A 6,949-nucleotide genomic window follows, 5' to 3' on the forward strand; every position below is an offset into this window, starting at 1 on the left:
ATGGCAAAAAGGAACAAAAAAAGCGAATCTACGGAAGAAGCAAGTCTGCCGAAAAAACTACCAATATTACCATTAAGAGATATCATCATTTATCCAAATATGATTTACCCTGTTCTAATCGGCAGGGAAACTTCGATGAAGGCAGTCAATTACGCATTGGAAAATGAAAAACTAATATTTGTTGTTATACAAAAAGTTCCTGAACAGGACGACCCAACAATCAACGATTTGTATGAGCACGGAATTGTTGCTAAAATTTTACAAGTATTGCGCCTTCCTAATAATTTGTATAAGGTGCTTCTGGAAGGACTATATCAGGCAAAAATTGCAAAAAAAACACGGAAGAAAGAATTTTTAGAAGCAGAAATTGAAAGTGTAAACATACATTACCAGGAAGACAACTCGGAATTGGCAGCGCTTGTTCGATATTTATCGGAATCTTTCAAACAATATGTGAACAAGTCAAAAAATTTGCCCTCGGATTTAATTTTAGCATTCGATACAATTGAGGACCCGCTGTATAAATTGTATTACGCAGCAGCAAACATAAAATCCAAACTACAAGAAAAACAAAAGATATTAGAAGAAACCGATATTAGGCAGAAATTTTTTCTTCTCAATTCGCTTTTGAGCAATGAGCTTGAATTGCTAAAACTTGAAGAAGAAATAACCAATAAAGTTCACTCTGTAATACAAAAGAATCAGAAAAAATATTATATTCAAGAGCAAATCCGTACTTTACAACAAGAACTCGAAGAAGACGAAGGATTGCCGCACGAACTACTCGAGATAAAAGAGAAAATAGAAAAAGCAAATCTTCCCAAACATGCATATAATAAGGCATTAGAGGAACTCGATAAACTAAAAAAAACACCGACTATGTCCCCAGAATATTCTGTAAATCGAACTTATCTCGATTTGCTTTTATCGCTACCCTGGAATGAAAAAACACAGGACAATATAAGTATTGAACACGTAAAAAAAGTGTTGGATGAGGACCATTACGATTTGGAGCGACCAAAAGAAAGAATACTCGAATATATTGCAATATTGAATTTCACAGGAGCATTGCGTCGCCAGATATTGTGTTTTGTAGGTCCGCCGGGGGTTGGGAAAACCTCGTTAGCAAAGTCAATTGCTCGTGCTTTGGGACGCAAATTTGTGCGATTTTCGCTGGGTGGAGTTCGCGACGAAGCCGAAATACGCGGTCACAGGAGAACATATGTTGGTGCATTACCTGGAAAAATTATTCAGTCGATGAAAAAGGCAGGCACAATTAATCCCGTTATTTTGCTTGATGAAATAGACAAAATGTCTATGGATTTTCGTGGCGACCCATCAGCTGCATTGCTCGAAGTGCTCGATCCCGAACAAAATGCAAATTTCAACGACCATTATTTAGAAGTCGATTATGATTTATCGAACGTTCTATTTATTACAACTGCGAACGTTAAATACGATATACCAACTCCATTACTTGATAGAATGGAGATAATTGAGCTTAACAGTTATTTAGAAACAGACAAGTTGCAAATAGCTAAAAGACACATTATTTCAAAATTAATCAATGAATTTGGTCTGGATAAATTAAAAATAAGTTTTATAGACGAAGCTATTTTAAAAATCATTCGTCAATATACGAGGGAGGCAGGAGTTCGCAATTTAGAACGCGAGATAGCATCAGTGTTACGAAAACTGGCAAAAGAAATTGTATCGAGTGTTGCAAATTATTCAAATGAAGTCAAAGAATGGGTGCCAATACAAGAAAATAAAGAAATATTGAAAAAATTGTCAGGTAAAAAATATAGAGTAACACCTGATACAATTGAAAAATTCCTGAAAGCACCAATATATAAAGAAAAATCTGATGAATTGAACGACAAAGTTGGAGTAGTAACGGGTCTTGCTTGGACAAGTGTAGGAGGAGATGTAATGCCGGTGGAAGTTACAATTATGCCCTCGACATCAGAAAAAATCACGTTGACTGGTAAGTTAGGCGAAGTAATGAAAGAATCGGCTGTTGCAGCACTTTCGTTTATCCGTTCAAACTATAAAGCGTTGGGATTGAATGAGAATTTCTATAAGAAAAAGGAAATTCATATTCACGTACCAGAAGGTGCTATACCCAAAGATGGGCCATCGGCAGGCATAACAATTGCAATGTCTATAATATCTGCTGTTAGTGGCAAGCCTGCAAACGGGAAAGTAGCAATGACCGGAGAAATCACTTTGCGTGGAAATATTTTGCCAATCGGTGGATTGAAAGAGAAACTGTTAGCTGCGAAGCGATTTGGAATTACAAAAGTTATTATTCCAGATGAAAACTGGCGAGAAATACAGGATTTTCCTGAAGAAATCACTAGTTCACTGGAAATAATTCCAGTCAAAACATTATGGGATGCACTTCCAGTTGTTTTTAATTAAATGGCGATAACTTTTTAAAATATTTATCAAAAGGCTGGTAAATGAACCAGCCTTTTTTAGATAATTTAGTTAACGTATTTATAAATTAAGTTAGATGTTTTATCAATAAAGTAGTAAAAAAATAAAGAAAGTGAAATACCCGCGATATCTGCAATCAAATCATAAAGCGAAGCATCACGTCCAGGGACGAAGCTTTGGTGAAATTCATCCGAAATAGCAAATAAGGTTGCAAAGACAAAAGTAATCAAAAGAACTCTGCGTTTATTGAAATTAAAATTACTAACTAGAAAAAACATTAAAAGAAGTGAATACAATAAGAAAGCCCCAAAATGAAGCAATTTGTCTAAGTTAAATATTCCAAAATCCGGAAACTCGATTTGTGGTTGATGGGAAGCGATAAAGATAGCTACTGAAGCAAGCAATATAGGCAAAGTAGTAATAATCTTAAATTTCATTTCGAACTTCCCTAATTGCTTTGCCTAAAAAATTGATAACTTCGGAAGCAGTTAAGCTTTCAGTCGCGTACTGGCTGACGTATAAATCAGCGGAAAGCCCGTGAATAAAAGCACCAATTGCCCCTGCAATAGATAAATTATCGCACCTGGCAGCAAAGGCTGCAATAATACCGGTAAGTGCATCACCTGTTCCACCGCTGGCAAGTCCACAATTGCCGCTTGTAGAATAGTAGAGAATAGTTCCATCGCTCACAAGAGTTGTACTACCTTTTAGCAACAAGTTGGTTTCGTGTTTCTGACAAAATTCTTTTATTAATGAATATTTATTATGCAAAATTTCTGCTTTATTCGCACCAAGAATTCGTGAAAATTCACCTAAATGAGGAGTTAATATTACATTTTTACCTAATTTATTGAATTTAGGGACAATTCGAAGAGCATCTGCATCAAGAATAATTTTTGAATTCAAATTTAGCAAGAGTTTTTCGACAACTTTCATAGTATCATCAGAAGCACCCAACCCTGGACCAATAGCAACGACATCAAAACGAGATAATTCTTCGATTAAATAAGAAGTGTTATCCTTGCAATAGGCAATGAAGCCATCTTTATCCGCAATAAGAGGATTATGTATTATTTCTGGTTTAAGTTGAGGGTGAAAGCAAGTTGAAAATAAATGAACCAATCCAGCACCTGCCACAACAGCAGCATTCGATGCAATAGCCGCGGCTCCAGGATAATGATGCGACCCAGCAACAAGCGCAATTCTGCCACAATCGTATTTATTAGCATCATTTGGGATATTTTTAAGTAGGTGAAAATCTTTTGGTTCAATTTCCCATTCATCGATTAAGTTTTGTACTAAATTACTATCGAAACCTAAATACGCAACGTGAATTTTTCCAAATATTGAGCTTAAATTCTTATCGAGCATAGCTCGTTTTTTACAAAACATTGTAATAGTTGCATCAGCACGAAAAACATCGGGATGATAACTGCCGGAAGTCGAATTTAATCCAGTAGGAACATCAATAGCAATTTTGTGTGCTTTGGACAGATTTGCTTTTTTTAGTATAGGCACAACCGGTCCGCGAAGATGCTCTCCCCCACCGACACCGATTAATGCATCAATAATTAATTCAAAATCAAAATTAACGTTGTTGATTTGCTCCTCATCTGTAAAATGTTCTATAATAATATTTTTTCGATTATTTTTTGCAAATTCAAAATTTAATTTTGTTTCTTCGGACATTTTGGATAGATCGCCAATAACGTAAATTGTGATTGGGAAAAATTCAGAGAGTAATCTTGCAAGAGCAAATCCATCACCACCGTTATTACCAACACCACAAAGCACAAGGCAATTTTTGAAGTGAAGACCGAATCGTTCTTTTATTATGTCGAAACAAGAACGAGCAGCATTTTCCATCATCAAAGCACCCGAGCTCAGACACAAATCAACCATAACGGCTTTATCTATCAATTTTGACTTTTCAGCAGATGCAACAGGCTTCATAAAACAAACCTATAAATTATGTTAGAATGATGCTAAAATAATGAATATATATCAAATTTTGATAAAAATATATTAGTTTTCATTGTGAAAAATCAAAGAGAAATATAATACTAAATAATTGAAAATAATACATATTGGCATAATATTTGTGTTTGATAGAAATAAATAACAATCATAATTATGGAGAAACAATGAGAACAGTATTTTTTGTATTTATATTTATTCTAACTTTCAAGATTTACGCAGCAGAGCCAATAGTTGAGCTATCACCTTTGCCAGGCAACAACGAGCTTGAACTATATGAAGAAAGCGATGGGTTGTTTGCTCTGAAAATTCTTGAATATTACAGAATAGCAGTTCTATATGAAGCGCAACTTCGTTTAATTGGTTTGCAGCCAGTCAATCCAACATCAATCCCAACGCTTGATGAACTTACCGATGCTGACATAAGAACTTTGCGTCGTTATTATAACCAGGCAGATGGGTTACGTAGGCAGGTGCTGGAAGCCCCCGATGCACCATACCATAAGAAAATAGTTGAGCTAAGAGAGAAAGTCGAGAAAATGAACAATGATAATTTCATATTACAAGAGCAACTACATCGTCAGAATTTAGAGTTACTTTCGGCGAATTTCTACAGAAGCCGTTACCGCGAAATGATTACTCAAATTGACAGTTTACGAAACGAGATTGACAAGATGTTCTTCGATTGTCGTCAGCAAGCGTGGGAACAGTCGGAACGAATTCGTCAAGCATACGACAATTGGAAAAATAGTGCGTCGATTCTATCAATTGCATTGACGGGCAATTATTTAGATTATAATGATGAACGAATCGATGCGAATATTTCTCCGGGGATTGCGTTGGTATTTAATCCCAGTCCGATTTTTGGAATGGGGAAAATCCTTGATATTTGGACCGAATATACATATCAGCTTCTTGAAGCAGAAAAAATTTATCAAAATAGACCCATAAATATGGAATATAAAACTGATTATATATCAACTGGAATAAATTTAAATATACCGCTTTCTGATGTAATGAAAATAGAAAATTTTTATTTAGGACTGAAAGGAGGTTATGGATTTTTCTGGGGTTCTGCTCGCTTGCCAAATACAGAATTGCCATCGAAAAAATGGCAGGGGCAAACAATAAGGATGGAGCTTATGGCAACAAATTTCAGCCGTTTTCATTTTCCGATAGGGTTTTTCGCTGCGTTTAATTTCAATCATTATTCAAAGGATTTGGTATTTCCTGCGTTTGGCGGAGAAATAAATCTTGGGCGTCCGTGGACTACAAATTTCCAGCTTGGAGTACGTTTTGCATTATGGCAAACAGTTTCGACCACCATATATTAAGGTGTGAAAATGAAAAAGTATATTTTATTAATTATGGCTTTATGTTTGATTTCATTTTCAAATGATAATCAAAGGATAAAGAGCTTAGAAACAAAATCAAAAAGATACATTGAACAAGGGAACTACAAAAAAGCGATCTCGACACTTGAAGAAGCCAATCGGATGAAATTCGCAAGCCAACAGTCGGCAAATTCGGCAAGCAATAGCAATGTTTCGCGAGCATCGCGATTTGTAAAGCTTGCACAAAGTTATATAAACAATGGAGACTTCGGCAAAGCCTTTGAAAATTTAGAGAAGGCAGGTAAATTAATTGGGAAAAATCGAAGCTGGGAAGCGCAATATTGGTCTGCTTCCATAGACGAGGTATACGGAAATATCTACAAAAAGATAAATATCACAGACAAAGCAAGGGAATATTTGAATTCAGCGCTTAGTAAATTTCAAAAACTAATTGCTATGCCCGGTGGTAGTCAGGATGCAGTAAAGATATTAATTGCAAATCTGGAAAATGAGATAAATGGGTTACCTTTGATTACCAATAATTCAGTCGTTCTCAACTTTGACAATCAGAAATTACGAGATTTACCGGCAAATTTACCGCAGAACGTTGAAAACATAAGTATTTCATCGAATAGATTGAGAAATTTCCCGCAAGGGATTACAAATTTCAAGCAGCTCAAAGTATTAAATTTGTCAAATAATTCAATAAGTGAAGTGAAATTTGATTTTGGGAATACACCGCAGCTTCGTTGGTTAGATTTATCTAATAATAAAATAAAATCACTTGATGAAACTATTGGCAAGGCAAGCAATCTCGAATATTTAGATTTGTCCGACAATAAGCTCAAAACAATACCTATGAGCATAACCAACTTGAAACGCTTAAAAGTATTGAATTTGAAGAACAACAGATTACCTTTTTCGAGCATAAAAACAATTTTACAATCGCTTCCGAACACTAATGTATTGCACGATGAGTATCTACAAAAAGGTGAGGAAAGCGAGTATAAAGGTAGTTAGATTTATGATTTTTGACTGGGAAAAACGAGTCTCTTACTATTTTAATTTAATGAGAAAATAAATATTTTATCGCAGTCCTATTGAATTATTTTTTACAACAACAAAAAATGTGGAAAACTTTTTCTTGCATTTATCTTTTTTTTTTTACTTTTATCCCAGTTCTTTGACAACATATT

At 35.0% G+C, this 6,949-nt stretch carries 5 protein-coding genes; 3 read left to right on the plus strand and 2 right to left on the minus strand.

Features of this window, described 5'->3' with window-relative positions:
- A complete protein-coding gene (gene lon, locus AC6QZF_RS09065) occupies positions 1-2,424 on the plus strand; it encodes an endopeptidase La (protein ID WP_499799564.1) in 2,424 nt (807 codons plus the stop codon).
- A gap of 65 nt (positions 2,425-2,489) precedes the next feature.
- Here the strand turns inward: lon and AC6QZF_RS09070 are convergent, their stop codons facing one another.
- Positions 2,490-2,879, minus strand: a complete 390-nt coding sequence (locus AC6QZF_RS09070; RefSeq protein WP_499799565.1) for a VanZ family protein — start codon at positions 2,877-2,879, stop codon at positions 2,490-2,492.
- Positions 2,869-4,395 carry an NAD(P)H-hydrate dehydratase gene (locus AC6QZF_RS09075; protein ID WP_499799566.1) on the minus strand — a complete coding sequence of 509 codons (1,527 nt, stop codon included), beginning with the start codon at positions 4,393-4,395 and terminating at the stop codon, positions 2,869-2,871. The genes AC6QZF_RS09070 and AC6QZF_RS09075 overlap by 11 nt, the downstream gene beginning before the upstream one ends.
- A gap of 191 nt (positions 4,396-4,586) precedes the next feature.
- On the opposite strand from AC6QZF_RS09075, the gene AC6QZF_RS09080 reads away from it, so the two are divergent.
- A complete protein-coding gene (locus tag AC6QZF_RS09080; RefSeq protein ID WP_499799567.1) occupies positions 4,587-5,753 on the plus strand; it encodes a hypothetical protein in 1,167 nt (388 codons plus the stop codon).
- 9 nt (positions 5,754-5,762) lie between these two features.
- On the plus strand, positions 5,763-6,773 hold the full coding sequence (locus AC6QZF_RS09085; RefSeq protein WP_499799568.1) for a leucine-rich repeat domain-containing protein: 1,011 nt from the start codon (positions 5,763-5,765) through the stop codon (positions 6,771-6,773).
- Positions 6,774-6,949: the final 176 nt, after the last annotated feature.

The organism is Eximiradius sp. (assembly GCA_937127445.1).
Taxonomy (GTDB): domain Bacteria; phylum Bacteroidota; class Ignavibacteria; order Kapaibacteriales; family UBA2268; genus JAKIZO01.